Annotated in this window: 7 protein-coding genes; 5 read left to right on the top strand and 2 right to left on the bottom strand. The window is 55.0% G+C overall.

From position 1 onward, the window contains the following. Positions 1–53 precede the first annotated feature (53 nt). The gene (locus tag ACHZBF_RS12095; protein ID WP_321528578.1) at positions 54–1,280 is read left to right on the top strand and encodes an alginate export family protein; all 1,227 of its coding nucleotides are present in this window, start codon (positions 54–56) and stop codon (positions 1,278–1,280) included. 63 nt (positions 1,281–1,343) lie between these two features. After that, positions 1,344–2,756 carry an aldehyde dehydrogenase family protein gene (locus ACHZBF_RS12090; RefSeq protein ID WP_321528577.1) on the top strand — a complete coding sequence of 471 codons (1,413 nt, stop codon included), beginning with the start codon at positions 1,344–1,346 and terminating at the stop codon, positions 2,754–2,756. Between the two features lie 334 nt (positions 2,757–3,090). Here the strand turns inward: ACHZBF_RS12090 and ACHZBF_RS12085 are convergent, their stop codons facing one another. Further along, positions 3,091–9,480, bottom strand: coding sequence for an AAA family ATPase (locus ACHZBF_RS12085; RefSeq protein WP_321528576.1), 6,390 nt, complete (start codon positions 9,478–9,480; stop codon positions 3,091–3,093). A 4-nt stretch (positions 9,481–9,484) separates the two neighbouring features. Beyond that, positions 9,485–10,210, bottom strand: a complete 726-nt coding sequence (locus ACHZBF_RS12080; RefSeq protein ID WP_273439653.1) for a response regulator — start codon at positions 10,208–10,210, stop codon at positions 9,485–9,487. 396 nt (positions 10,211–10,606) lie between these two features. Between ACHZBF_RS12080 and peaA the strand changes: the two genes are divergently transcribed. From peaA to qhpC, 3 genes are read left to right on the top strand one after another with little or no spacing between them, the layout of a single operon-like run. Continuing rightward, the gene (gene peaA / locus ACHZBF_RS12075) at positions 10,607–12,214 is read left to right on the top strand and encodes a quinohemoprotein amine dehydrogenase subunit alpha (RefSeq protein WP_321528575.1); all 1,608 of its coding nucleotides are present in this window, start codon (positions 10,607–10,609) and stop codon (positions 12,212–12,214) included. A 51-nt stretch (positions 12,215–12,265) separates the two neighbouring features. Then, complete coding sequence (peaB, locus tag ACHZBF_RS12070) at positions 12,266–13,699, top strand: quinohemoprotein amine dehydrogenase maturation protein (protein ID WP_321528574.1); 1,434 nt, start codon at positions 12,266–12,268, stop codon at positions 13,697–13,699. A gap of 1 nt (position 13,700) precedes the next feature. Beyond that, a complete protein-coding gene (gene qhpC, locus ACHZBF_RS12065) occupies positions 13,701–14,024 on the top strand; it encodes a quinohemoprotein amine dehydrogenase subunit gamma (protein WP_273439650.1) in 324 nt (107 codons plus the stop codon).

Here is a 14,024-nt window from a genome sequence, read left to right as displayed (position 1 = left end):
TCGTTGCCGCTGCGTTGAGTGCAGCCTGTGGATCGGCATCGGCATTGAATCTGATGAAGAATGATACGTCGGAAATCAATCTGGATATTGAGGCGATATTCGGCGTATTTCATAGCGACGAAAGCTATGCACAACTGCTGGGTACGCCTGGCAGCGTCAGTTGGCAGGAAGGTTATGTCAAGTACGGTTTCAGCGGATCGACCAAAGCCGGTTCCGGGTCGCTGTTTGGTGCCATCAATCTGGTGACGTCAGGAACCTTTGGTGATGGGGATGCGGCCGGATTTACCACCGGTGATGAAACAGAGACCGATTTTGAGGATCTCTATGTCGGTTGGCGCAACGAGATGTTTGAAATCTCAGCCGGCAGCCAGAATATCACCATAGGCGATGGCTTTCTGGTCAACGGTGATGCGCTCAACTTTGGAAAAGGCTTTGAGGCAATTCCCGGTGCACCCGATATGGATCGGGGTGGGGCTTATTGGCTGGCGGCGCGCAAGGCGTTCAAGAAGAGTCTGATGCTGAAGCTCGGAGGTGATAGTGGCTTCAGGGGCGATCTGTTCTGGCTGGAGTCGGACAATCCCTCCCAGGCGAGCATGGAGTTGGCCGGTCTCAATGTGGAGCATGTGTCGGACCATGGAACCGTGGGGGCCTATTTTCTCAAAGGACTGGACGTGGATGCCACCGAGGCGACATTCCTGGGGTATACCCACCGTGACGGACAGCGCACCGCCGGAGTCCGGTTTCAGGGCAGTATGGGTATCGAGAATCTGTTTCTGTCCGCCGAATACGCCAGCCAGGATCAGGGTGACAACACACGCCTGGATGGGGATGCCTGGTACATGGAAGCCGGCTGGACCTTCTCCAATATTGCCTGGTCACCCAGTCTGAACTATCGCTACAGCCAGTTTGATACCGGGTTTGATCCGCTGTTCTTCGGCTTTAATCGCGGCTATGGCACCTGGTTCCAGGGTGAGGTGGCTGCCAACTATGCAGGGCCCTTTAACAGCGACACCGGAGTACATCATATCGCGCTGAAGGCCACTCCCATGGAGACATTGACGGTCGGTGCGCTGTTCTTTGATTTCAATGGTGAATCAAATAGCAACCTGGATGCCACCGAATTGGATCTGTTTGCCGAATGGGTGGTGAACGATCACCTGATTCTCAGCCCGGTACTCGGTTTCTATAATCCGAAAAAGAGTGCCGCCCAGGGTGGAACCCAATTGGGCGGTGCCGATACCAGCACCTATTTCCAGCTCCTGACCATCGTACCGTTTTGACCGGGTATCTCCGGGCGGTCGCGGGTCTTTCGCAGGGGTAACGACAATCAATGGATAACGGTTATGAATAGAGAGTACAAGCTGCTTATAGGCGGTGCGTGGGTTGCCGGGGACAACGGCAGCTTTGATGTGCTGAATCCGGCCACTGAAGCGGTGGTGGCGGCATGCCCCACTGCTTCGGTGGGTCAGTTGGATGCGGCCGTCGCCGCGGCGGGCGAGGCATTCAGGCAATGGCAATTCAGCAGTAATGACACACGCAAGCAGTTACTGCATGACATAGCTGACAAGATTGAAGCCCATGCGACGGAGTTGGCCGAAATCGTGGTGGCTGAACAGGGCAAGCCGATGTTTCTGGCACAGGCGGAAGTGGGTGGTGCGGTCGCCTGGACCCGGGCAACCGCAGAGCTGGATATTCCGGTGGAGGTGATTGAGGACTCGCCGGGAAAACGGATAGAAATGCACCGCAAACCACTTGGTGTCGTCGGTTCCATTACCCCCTGGAACTGGCCGTTGATGATTGCTGTATGGCATATCATGCCGGCGCTCAGAACGGGCAATACCGTGGTGATCAAACCCTCGGAATTTACCCCTCTGAATACCCTGCGTCTGGTAGAGCTGATTGATGAAGTGGCGCCCAAAGGGGTGGTCAATGTGGTGACCGGTATGAGTGACATCGGGCGGGCCATGAGTGTCCATACCCGGATCAATAAAATCGTCTTTACCGGGTCTACGGCGACTGGGAAGGACATCATGTTCCATGCCGCCAACAATCTGAAGCGGTTGACCCTGGAGCTGGGTGGAAACGATGCCGGTATCGTGCTGCCGGGAACCGATGTGGACGCTGTGGCCATGCCGATTTTTCAGGGGGCGTTCCTCAATATGGGGCAGACCTGTGCCGCACTGAAACGGCTCTATGTGCATGATTCCATCTATGAGGCGATGTGCAGCAAGCTGACCGAGATTGCCCAGCAGCAGCAGTTGGGCAGTGGCATGGACGAGGGTGTCACCTTCGGTCCGGTGCAGAACAAAAAGCAATTGCAGATTGTGTCTGACCTGGTTGAGGATGCGAGAAACAACGGGGCGCGTATTCTGTGTGGTGGCGAGCGCCTGGCTGGCAGGGGTTATTTCTATCCCCCCACCATTGTTGCCGAGGCGAGCGACGGCATGCGGATTGTCGACGAGGAGCAGTTTGGTCCAGTCCTGCCGGTGATTCGTTATAGCGATGTCGATGACGCGGTGCGCCGCGCCAATGACTGTGACGCTGGTCTGGGTGGTTCGGTGTGGGGGGCTGATGTCGAGTCTGCCACACAGGTGGCGACTCGCCTGGAGTGCGGTACAGCCTGGATCAACGGGCATGCCGAGGTATTGCCGCATGCGCCGTTTGGCGGTTGCAAAATGTCCGGTTTCGGGGTCGAGTTTGGCGTCGAGGGGCTACTGGAATACACCTCGCCCCAATTGCTGAACATCAATAAGTAGTCTTCGCGTTTATCCCGTTTAAGCGCTTGCAGGGCAGTGATTTCTCACTGCCCTTTTTTACTGGCTCAATTATGTGTTGATGTTGTTTTAGCCTGACGATTTGCCCAGGGAAGGGGTTATGCCGCGAAGCAGAGGATGTGCGTGAGCGGATTTGCCTGGTAGGAGCGGCGCCTCGCCGTGAATTCGGCCCGGGGCGGACCTCCTACAGGTCAAATCCCTCTCCGGTGGCCAAGCGTAGCGGTAGGAGTGGTTTCAGTCGCGAATTTTGCGGATAAATCCGCTTCTGCAAAAACAGCACATCGTATGCAGCAGGTAACCAGGATGTAGCCATTTTTCACGCTTCAATGATCATTTTGGCGAGCTGCTGCTCCAGCAGTTCCCGGCTTTGCAAATAGAGCTGTCGAGTCTGGTCTGTATGCAGGACCAGTGCGCTGAGCGGTGCTGAGTGGATATCGGCCTCCAGGCGTGATAATGCATGGCGTACCCCAGTCAGACCGAAATTACCGCTGGCCCCGATCAGCTTGTGTGCCAGTTTGCCGGCCTCGTTGCGGTTGGAGCCGGCAATCGCTTGCTCCAGTTTCATCAGCAGTTCGTCCGCCTGATCATAGTATTTTTGCATCAGTTGTTTGAACTGGTGGTGTCCCAGATGATTGATGTGCTCAGACAGCAGGGTCTGGTTCAACAGCTCGATATTCGCCTGTGGCGCAGGATTTGCCGGTTTGTCGGATGCCGAATGCCCGTCTACAAGCGTCCTCTCCATGGTCTCCCTGAGAGTGGAATACAGGAGGGGTTTGCCGATGACATCGTTCATGCCTGACTGGTAATAGCGGGCGATCTCCTCATCGGTGACCGATGCGGTCAGCGCAATAATCGGAATGGAGGCTTTGGTTTGATCAGGCAGACGGCGAATTTGCCGGGTGGTCTGCATGCCGTCCATCCCGGGCAGATGGATATCCATCAGGATCAGGTCGTAGGTGTTTTCCAAAAGCAGTTCGATGGCACGATAGCCATCTGCGGCAACATCAACCTGGTGATGATCCTGCGCCAGCAGGCCGACGGTGACATCCTGGTTGATCGGTGTATCTTCTACCAGCAATATGCGCTGTGCAGAGAGCATTATGGTGCCGGTCGGTAGCGGTTGTGGTGTGCGGTCTGTCTGCAGCGGATAGTTCAGCTGAAACCAGAACAGTGTGCCCTGGCCGGGATTGGATGTATAACCGATTTCACCGCCCAACTGTTCCACAAGTTTTTTGCAGATTGCCAGTCCCAGCCCGGTACCGCCATAATGACGGGTGATCGAGGAGTCGGCCTGGCTGAAGTGCTGGAATATCCTGTCGCTGGCCTGCAGGGGGATGCCGATGCCGCTATCTTCCACTTCAAAGCGAACCCACAGATCGTCGCCGCTGAACTGAATCGGTTTCGCGCCTATTCTTACAGTGCCGTGTGAAGTGAATTTGATCGCATTCGAACAGAGGTTGAGCAGGATCTGGTGCAGTGCCTGGGCGTCACCCATGACCTGTTCCGGCAAGTCTTTGGCCAGATCAATTTCCAGTGTTAATCCTTTTTCATCAGCTAGGGGACGCAGCAGGCCAGCCAGGTCGGTCAACGCATTTCTGAGTGAAAGTGGTGTGCTGGAAAACTCCATTTTGCCAGCCTCCAGCTTACTGAAATCGAGTACGCTGTTGAGGATGTCGAGCAGGGACTGGCCGGAATGGTAGATCGCCTCGACCTGGCTACGCTGTCTGTCTGTCAGTTCGCCTCTTAACAGCAGCTGTGCCATCCCGAGTACGCCATTCATGGGTGTGCGGATCTCGTGACTCATGGTGGCGAGAAACTGGGATTTCGCCACTGTCTCCGCTTCCGCCTTTTGTCTGGCTATTTCCGCCTTGAAGCGATCCTGCTCGGCCTGTTCCCGTGCCTTGCGGGCGCTGATATCGGCAACCGTACCCTCGTAATAGATCAGGTTGTGCCGATCATCCACCACCTTTCTGGCGGAAATGGAGACATGAATCCGATTGCCATTTTTTTGCCTCCACAAAGTCTCAAAGTCTGTGACGCGCGGCTCTGTTTCCAGTAGGGTCAGGATACTGTGCAGATGGCCGCTGTCGCAGAAACATTGGCCGCTGATATCGCTTATGGCATTAATGGAGGTCTTCTGGGGGTCGTAGCCTAACAGTGTAATGAGTGCCGGATTGACGGAGATGATTTCACCCCGTGGAGAAATTCGGAAGATCCCTTCTATGGCGTTTTCAACCAGTGAGCGATATTCCCGCTCGGATTGCTCCAGGCTGCGATAAAGCTTGGCCGTCTCGATGGAGATGGCAGCTTGGGCGGCCAGTACCTTCAGGGTCTCAACGCGCTCTGGTGTGAATACGCCCCTGGCTTCGCTGTTCTCAAGATAGAGGACGGCGGTAAGCTCACCATGGTACAGGATTGGCAGGCAGAGTATGGAACAGGGTGGTTTGTGTCTCAGGTAGTTGTCCTGGAGAAAAAGTTGGTCCTCGGCAGTGGAGTCGATCACTACGCTGCGCTGGGTGCGTGAGACATAGTGGACCAGCGCAAGCGGTAAATCGGTTCCGGCCCCGGACACCGGAGTGCCGGCTCTGATCCTTTGTTGGCCGTCCATATCGGTGTCGGCGGCAACGATCATTTCGCTTCCCCGGTTAAGCATCAGCACGCTGCGTTGGGCACCGGCGCTCTCCATGGCCAGTGTAATCAGCCGATCCAGTATACGCTCAAGTACAATCTCATCCGCTATGGTATGGGCGGCTTTCAGCACCGAGGTGATATCCAGATTCTGATTGCTGAATTCCCTCGTCTGTTGCTCCTGTGCGTAGTCCGCCTGGACTGCCGTAATCAGGTCTGACTGTTCGGCAAAATTGTGGTTGTAGTACCGGATCATCTGGTCACATTTACTGGCCGCGCCCCAGGCCATGTAGATATTCCAGGCTGCTTGCAAGTTGGCTGTTGCCAACGTCGGTTTTCCCCATTCGATATAGAACCGGCCGGTAAGTTCGTTACAGAGGGCCCTGTCCAGGATGAAAGCGGTTTTTTCGGCGCTGGTGATGGCATTTTCATAGTAGGCCATTGCCAGTGCCCGCTTCCCGGTGATGCGACAGAGTTCCGCCTTGATCAATAGAACGTGATGTTTGTGGTTCTGAGGAGAGAAGCCGGCGAGTCGCTCAAGCTGTTTCAGGATGCCCCTGATTTTGCGTCGACTGGTTAATCTGCCGGGCAACGGTTGTTCGGTCAACAGGGCAATCTCGGTGAGTGCAGAGAGATAGAGAAAGTAGGGCGCGGTGTAGGTGCCGCTGATATTGCTGAGATACCCCAGACCTTTGCGACATACCGAGGCGGCCTCAGTATATTCGGCAAACAGATAGTGCAGTATCGCTTTGTAGAAGTAATGCAGACAGATGGCGGTCTTGTGATTATTGGCCTTATGCTGCTGCAGCATCTCCGATTCGCGATAGTATTCACCCTCAAGGCGGCTGGCGGGTTTGCAGTTACCGAGCAGATTATCAATGGTCTGTAGTGTAAAGAGCGAGTACTCTTCCGACTGCTTTTGCCTGGTCAGCCGGATTTGGTGCAGGTACTCGGTCAGTGTCTGTTTCAGGATATCCAGTCTGGGGGCAAGGAAGAAATAGTACTGGATGTAGGTCGCCAGGGCGTACGCACCCCATTCCACATCACCACAATCCAGCGCCAGGTGATGGCCTTGCAGGAGTGGTTCCAGAGTTTCAGTAAGTGGCTGTTTCCAGTGCGCGACATAGGTGTAGTGTAAGAACAGCGTTTTATGATGAGAGGTCTTGGAAGGAAGTTGCTGGTCCAGTTTCAGCGCCAGTTGGCCCAGTGCATAACCTTTATCTATCTCGCCGTAATAGCCGCACAGCATACCGCCGTATCCCGCAAATGATTGTGCGGCACAGGGCATCAGTCCGTGCTTTAACGTCAGCTCTACCTGTTTTGCCATAACCAGCGGACGTAATGATGAGCTGGAAAACTTCACGATGCCGAACATGCTGGTCAAAATGGGCAGGGCGGCCTTGATTTGGGGGTTGCTGATTTCCGGTGCTTCGAGAAGTTGGGTTTCGGAGTATTTGCCGAGTTGCCATTGGGTTTTTGATAACGTCAGGTAAATCCGCAGCCTGCCGGGTGATTCCGGCAGTTGAATGCCGAGCAGGGAGAGTACTTCCAGTGCAATCTTGAGGGCCTGATCAAACCGGTTACAGGCGGTTTCCGCCTGAATTCTCAATTCATGGATCTTCAGTTGGTCCTGCAGCGAGTGTGTATGAGACAGGATCTGTTCAATCAGGCTTTCCATCCGGACAAAATCGGAGCGGCCAAACGCGCTCTCGGCCGCCGCGGTATGGATAGCCAGGCTGGTCCGGTAATGGCTTGACCAGCAATCTTCCGGCAACAGTTCCAGGCCATGCTGGAAGTATTCCGCCGAACCCTCGCAGGCCGCCGATTGCCGGGCTTTGAGGCCTGCCCGTAGGTTCAGTTCCGCCAGCAGGATGCGTTGATCCGGCTGCGTTATTATCTCTTTGGCCATATTGAGATGATTGGCGATCTCGAAAATATGCTCATCCAGCTCATTCTCGGGGGTGCTTCGCCTCAATAGTTGGCCAATCTGCAGGTGCAGGGTTTTTCTCTGTCCGGGTAACACCAATGAGTAGGCCGCCTGTTGCACCCTGTCATGAACAAATCGGTACCAGGTCAGCCCCTGGGCATTCGCCTCGGCCATCTGGTAATGCTCATCCAGTGGAATCAACAGGCCATCGGAGAGGCTGGGCCATAGCGCCTGGGTGGTCGATTCGTAATCGTGATCATAGACAACGGAGAGGGTTTTGAGATTGAACCGGTTGCCGATACAGGCCGCCAGTTTCAAAACCTGTTGGGTGTCCTGTGGCAGACTCTCGATACGGGTGACCAGTAGTGTAATGACATCATCAGCCATCTCCTGGCTCTGGATGCCTTGTTCATCCCAATGCCATTTTCCCTGTCTGAAAAAGATCAGTTTCTGGTTATGCAGTGAGCCGAGGAACTGCTTCAGGAAAAAAGGATTACCCTGGGTTTTGTGCAGACAGAGGTAGGCGAGTGAGCGGGTCTCATCGGGCTCGCGGTGCAGCGTGTCGGCAAGCAGATGAGAAATTTGCTCCTGGCTGAGTGGTTCGAGCTTGATCTGGTTCAGGCAGTTTTTTGCGTTGTCGATCAGCAGGCGGATTGGATGTGTCGGTCCTATCTCCTGTTCCCGGTAACTGGCAACCAACATCAGATTGGAGAGTGTGCTGCTTCTTGTAAGGCTGTTGATCAGATTGAAAGAGGCCATGTCGGCCCACTGGAGATCATCCAGGAACAGTACCAGTGCCCGGTCATGGGCACTGAAGACCTCCAGCAGACGGATAAACATGCGTGATACCAGGTTCTGTGCCTGGTGTGGTGTGAGCCGCTGGGCTTCAACAGCCTTGCCGATAATTAGTTCCAGCTCTGGAATCAGGCGAATCAGCAGAAAGGCGTTATCGCCCAGAGCAGCCTGTAATCGGGAGCGCCAGAGATCGATCTGTTGTTCCGGCTCTGTAAGTCGTTGTTTGATGAGCGACTGCAGGGCAAAAATGATTCCCGAGTAGGGCCGGCTGCGGCGGAACTGGTCAAATTTCCCGCTGATGAAAATGCCCTTCTGTTCGATAACCTGTTCGCGTATTTCATTCACCAGGGTGGATTTACCGATACCCGAGTAGCCGGAAATCAACACCGTCTGTGGCTTGCCCTGCATTGTCTGCTCATACCAGCCCAACAGTTTGCCGATGGTGTGCTCCCGACCATAAAGACGCTGTGGGATAAGGAATCGCTCTGGACGATCCTGGCGCGCAATGGCAAAGGTGTCGATGACGCCTGTTACCTGTTGTTGTCGCATGCACTCGCTGAGGTCAGCGGTCAGGCCAAAGGTGGACTGATAACGCTGCGCAGCATCCTTGGCCAGTAGTTTGAGTACGATCGCCGAAAGGGCTTGGGGTATGTCGTGTCTGATCTGATGCAGGGGAGGTGGATGCCTGGCTATGTGACTATGAATCAGCTCAAGCTTGTCCTGCGCGATGAATGGTGGGTGACCGGCCAGCAGTTCGTAGAATATGATGCCAAGACTGTAGAAATCGGTTCTGAAATCGATACGCCGGTTGATTCTTCCGGATTGTTCGGGCGCCATATAGGGCAGGGCATCGAGCTGGATCTGAGTGGTCTCTGGTTGTGCCTCTTCGCTATCGAGTTTGGTTGCCAGGGTAAAATCAATAATCTCCACCTGCCCGGTGCGGTGATTGACAATGATATTGTCGGGCGTGATCTGCTTATGTGTGATACCGGCTTCGTGAATCCGGCCAACCAGTTCACTTAACCGATGCATCAACGGAAGCAGTGACTGCCAGTTGCCGGCTTCGTTACGTATAAAGTGTCGCAGCCGGTCGCCGCCCTGATCGTGGAAGACGGTAAACAGTAGCTGTTCGTTCTGTTGGTGGGAGAGTGGCCGAATGACTCCTGGAATATTCAGATCACGCAGCAGATAGTACTCGTGCCGCAGGCGGCTGATGCTGTCATTGATCGGCGTGGTACGGCTCACCTGTTTGATAATCACGGGCAGATTATCCGCATCCCGTTTGGCACGGATAATGACCGATTTGCTCCCTTCATGGAGTAGAGTCAGGTCATGATATCCGCCCAGCCGCAACATGGGCTCAGTCCGGTTTTCCCGCAAACACGTAACCCGCGCCATGTGCCGTGAGGATAAAGGCGGGTTTGGCTGGATTGTCTTTCAGTTTGCGCCGTAACCGGCCGATCAACACATCAACAGAGCGGTCGTTGGGTGTCCATTCCCGATCGCGGATCGCATCCAGTAGCTGGTCCCTGGAGAGGACGACCCCGGGCCGGGAAACCAGCGTTTGCAACAACTTGAATTCACCCTCCGGCAAGCGTTCCGATGTCCTGTCTGGCGCCGATAGCAGTCTTCTACTGCAGTCGAGTTGCCATCCCTCAAAACGGAGCACGTCGGGATCGGCATGATGCATTTTCAACTGTTGACTGTCATGTACACGCCAGAGCAGATTTTTGGCCCGCACCAACAGTTCCCGGGGATTGAATGGTTTGGTGACATAGTCATCGGCCCCCAGTTCCAGACCGACAATCCGGTCGATCTCATCGCCTTTGCTGGTAACCAGTATAATGCCGACTTTCGACTCCGCGCGGAGCTCCCGGGTAACGGTCAGGCCATCCTTTCCCGGAAGATTGATATCCAGCAAAACCAGGTCGATCTGTTCGTCCTTTACACGGCGCACCAAATCTTCGGCCTGTTCCGTCTCCAGCACATGGTAGCCTTCACTGGAGAAATAACTGACCAGTAGCGCGCGTGAAGCGGCGTCATCCTCAACGATCAGTATGGTGGTCTGTTTGCGATCAGTCTGCATGGCGTGCCTTGTATCGGTGAGGCCGAAGCCGGTCCTGCATGGCTGTTCCAGCGGCTATGACGGCGCCTAGTATTTCATACAAAGTGTAGGGAATACTATCCATTGGGCGTGACTTGTCAGGTTATTAAGTAGGGAAGAATATTAGTCATTACTGGTTATCCATGTCGGGCGGAAATATTGAAATGATCTCGTTTACATTTCGTTACACATCGCGACAAATTAGAACATTTCGGCAGAACTTCGTTAACGCAGGGAAGATACTTTAGGCTGGCAATCAAAGGCTGGCAATAGCCCCGGGGGAATTGTCAGTCCTCCCGCCTCTTGGGATGATGAAATATAGTTGCGCCGGCAATCTTGCGGCGATTTTATAACAATCAAATATGAAGGAGTGGTGGTTTGAAACAGATCAGCAAAAAAAGCGCACTTCTGATCGGAGGGTTTCTTGCCCTTGCTGGGAACAGCGTGCTTTACGCCGCTTCACAGCCTATGAGTGGCGAACAGATAATCCAGAAGCGCTGCATGGATTGCCATAGTGAAACCGGCAACCCAAGTCTGCCTTACTCCAGGATCAGTGAACAGCGCAAAACCCCCGAAGGGTGGCAGATGACCATACAGCGAATGGTCAGCATTCATGAAGCTAAAATGTCGGCGGATGAACGAAAACAGGTACACAAATTCCTTTCCGATACCCAGGGGCTGGCGCCATCAGAGACCGCAGCCCTGCGCTACGGAGTGGAGCGTGACGGCAACCTGCTGGAAAACAACGATCCCGCCTATGCCGAGATGTGTGCCCGCTGTCACTCCGGCGCCCGTTTTGGCCTGCAGCGTCGTACCAAAGAGGAGTGGTCGCTACTGGTTCAATTCCACATGGGACAGATTCCCACGCTGGAACTGCATTCCTTGGCGCGTGACCGCCCCTGGTTCGATCTTGCCATGAATCAAGTCGTTCCGAAGCTGGCACAGGATTATCCATTTGAATCCGCAGCCTGGAAGTCGTGGCAGGCGGCGGATAAGCCGACCTTCGAACATGACTGGGCAATCACCGGATACATACCCGGAAAGGGTGATTTTGACGCGCTGATGCAGGTCCGCGCCAAAGGCGGAGACTTGTATGGTCTGCAAGTCATCGGGCAGTACGCCGATGGCACGCCGCTCACGGGTAGTGGGCAGGCGATTACCTATACAGGCTACGAATGGCGTGCGTCGCTGACGCTGGATGGCATCAAGATGCGCCAGATCCTGGCGGCCAATGAACAGGGAACGCGGATGCAGGGGCGTCTGTTCATGGCGGAGGCGAATGAACTGGGTGCGGCCATGGTGGCGCAGCGGGCGGCCAAAGGGGACCACGCGGTGACCGGCGTAATGCCCTCCCATGTTCGTCAGGGAGCAAGGCAGGAGATCACCATTGTCGGTGTTGGGCTGAAAGGTACGCCGGCGTTGGGCGAAGGCCTGCGGATAGTCAAGACGCTGGCTGCCGGAGCGAACCGTATTCGTTTGCTGGTTGAGGCGGAAAAGGACGCCGTGGTGGGTCTGCGTGACGTTGTCGTCGGTAAGGCTCAGGCTCCTGCCGCACTGGCGGTGTATGACAAGGTGGCGCGGGTTGATGTTGTGCCCGGCGAGTCGGTTGCAAGAGTCGGCGGTAACGGCACGCCGATTGCCAAGGCGAAATCGGCCTATCGGGCGGTAGGTTATGCTGCCGGTGCCGATGGCAAGCCCGGCACCGAGGACGATGTCCGGCTGGGTTATATGCCGGCCACCTGGTCTCTGAAACCTTTTGATGAGACGGCCAGGGAAGACAACGACCTCAAATATGCCGGCGCTATCGATGCACACGGCGTGTTTGTCCCAGGTGATGCCGGACCCAATCCGGAACGCAAGATGTCCACCAATAACGTGGGCAACCTGAACGTGGTTGGCACGGTTGATGACGCCGGTAACAAGGTGAGTGGCGAAGGCCATCTGCTGGTGACGGTGCAGCATTTTGTCCGGGCCTCGGTGCTTTAGGTCGGGTTGTGTTTACGATACATAAGCGAATGCAATCCACAGAGGTGAGCCATGGATAACCTGACACTGGTCAGACCCAACCTGCATCGGATGGCGGTGGACCGGCATGACATGCTGTTCCATATACCGACCAGCAGCCTGTTTGAACTCGATGAGTTGAGTGGTGCCCTGCTGGATCTGTTTGATGAACACGGAACGGTCAGCAGGCAATTGATCGACCAACGGCTGAGCACGCATTTTCACCAGGCCGATCTGAGCGAGACGATAGACGACCTGAAGTCCTTGGAAATACTTTGCGATGACGGTAAGGCGGCGAGGTTGAATCTGCCGCCGGTCAGCGTACAGAACTTTCCGCTTACGACCCTGGTGCTGAATGTCAATACCGGCTGTAATCTGAGCTGCACCTATTGTTACAAGGAGGATCTGGCGACTCCGTCCGATGGGCAGAAGATGTCCTATGAAACAGCCGTTGAGTCGATCGAGATGCTGTTGCGGGAGTCACCGGGGCAGGCGAAGTACAACATCGTCTTCTTTGGCGGCGAACCGCTGACCCATATGCCACTGATTCGCAAAGTGGTGGCCTATTGTGAAAGCCGCTTTACGGAGCTGGGAGCCAGGCCTGATTTTACCCTGACCACCAATGCTACCTTGCTAACGCCCGATTTGATTGACTGGTTCAAGCAACACCGGTTCGGACTCACGGTTTCCATGGATGGACCGCGCAGCCTGCATGACCGGAACCGGCTGACGGTCGGTGGACATGGCACTTATGACCTTGTCAGTGAAAAGGTGAAAATGTTGTTGGAGGCCGGTATGTCGCGTCCGGTCGGCTGCCGGGTAACACTCACTCACGGAGTCATCGATGTGGCGGCCATTTTTGACCATCTCCACCACGACCTGGGATTCCATGAAGTCGGTTTTGGTCCGGTGACCTCCGGTGATATTGCGGCATTCAATCTTCGGCCGGATGAGCTGCAGCAGGTGTTTGAGGGTATGAAGCGCCTCGGGCAGCGCTATCTTGGGCAGGCGCTGGAGAATCGCAGTCTCGGCTTTGGCAATATGCACCAGCTGATGACCGATCTGCATGAAGGTAATAAAAAACAGCTGCCCTGTGGGGCGGGCGTAGCACTACTGGCGGTGGACACGGAAGGGGGACTGAATCTCTGTCATCGCTTTACCGGTTCCGCGCTGCCGAAGTTCGGTACGGTTCGGACGGGTATCGACAAGCCCCGCCTGGCCAGTTTTGTGGAACAGCGCCTGGATCGCACTGCCACAGGATGTGAGACCTGTCGCATCCGCAATTTCTGTTCCGGCGGCTGCTATCACGAAAGTTATGCAAAAACCGGTGATCCAGCCGTACCGGCCTACCATTATTGCGACCTGATGCGAGACTGGATTGATTTTGGTGTGCAGGTCTATTCACGGCTCATGCTCGAAAATCCCGGTTTTTTCGAGAATCACGTATTACCCAGGAGGAGTTTCTGAAATGAAACATCTGAAGTCTATTAATAAAAAAGCCAAAGCAGTGGAAGAGGCAGTCAGTCGGGAAGAAGTTGAAGAGGTGATGGCCATGCAGACGGTTGTCGGCTGTACCGCGACCACCGATCCGGGCTGGGAGGTGGATCCGTTCGGCGGTCTCGCTTCACTCTGCGCGCCAATGGAGTCGGATCTGTATGGCTGCGCGGACGCCTGCTGGTGGCCTGCCCAGGTACCGGACACCATGAGCACCTATCCGGATTGGTCCAAGGGGATAGATAAGGCGAATGTTGACTGGCGTAAGCTGGATGGCATCTTCCCGGAAGATGAGTGA

The sequence above is a fragment of the Sedimenticola selenatireducens genome, from assembly GCF_963675335.2.
Classification (GTDB): Bacteria; Pseudomonadota; Gammaproteobacteria; order Chromatiales; family Chromatiaceae; genus Sedimenticola; species Sedimenticola selenatireducens.
Note: the sequence above shows the minus strand (reverse complement) of the source record. Positions and strands in the feature narration are given on the sequence as shown.